1 pseudogene is annotated in these 490 nt (G+C 30.0%); it reads right to left on the bottom strand.

Going from position 1 to position 490, the window contains the following annotated elements:
* Positions 1-452 (bottom strand): annotated as a pseudogene (locus KJR01_RS09715) (50S ribosomal protein L25/general stress protein Ctc); the annotation flags it as partial.
* Between the last annotated feature and the right edge of the window lie 38 nt (positions 453-490).

Here is a 490-nt window from a genome sequence, read left to right as displayed (position 1 = left end):
AGTAAAGCATCACCCACATCAAGTTTACTTACATCAAGTTCGAAGAAATTTGGCAAATTTTCAGCTGCACATTTTACTTTTAATCTTCTTTTTGATTGGATTAAAACACCTTTATTTTTAAGACCTATAGCTGTTCCTGTGATTTTAACTGTAACCATGTATTTAGAAATCACACCTTTTTGTGCAACTTTTAAATCCACATGTTTAAGTTCTGCAGTTACAGGATCTTTTTGATAATCCACAACTACAACGCTTAAAGATTGAGAACCTACTTTTACATCAACAATTAAAGTAGTTTATTTACGAACTTCCTTAATAAACTCATTTACTTTAAAAGCGGCATTGCTGATTTCTAATCCTTTTCCATATATGTTTACGATTGGATAACCATCTCTTTTTAAAGTTTTAGAAGTTTTTCTACAGATACTATCTCTAACGATACCTTCTAACATCTTTTGTCCTTTCTTAAAAAATGAGCTTTGATTATATC

It is taken from the genome of Campylobacter sp. 2018MI10, from assembly GCF_018501175.1.
In the GTDB taxonomy this organism is placed as follows: Bacteria; Campylobacterota; Campylobacteria; order Campylobacterales; family Campylobacteraceae; genus Campylobacter_E.
This window is presented reverse-complemented; position numbering and strand designations above follow the sequence as displayed.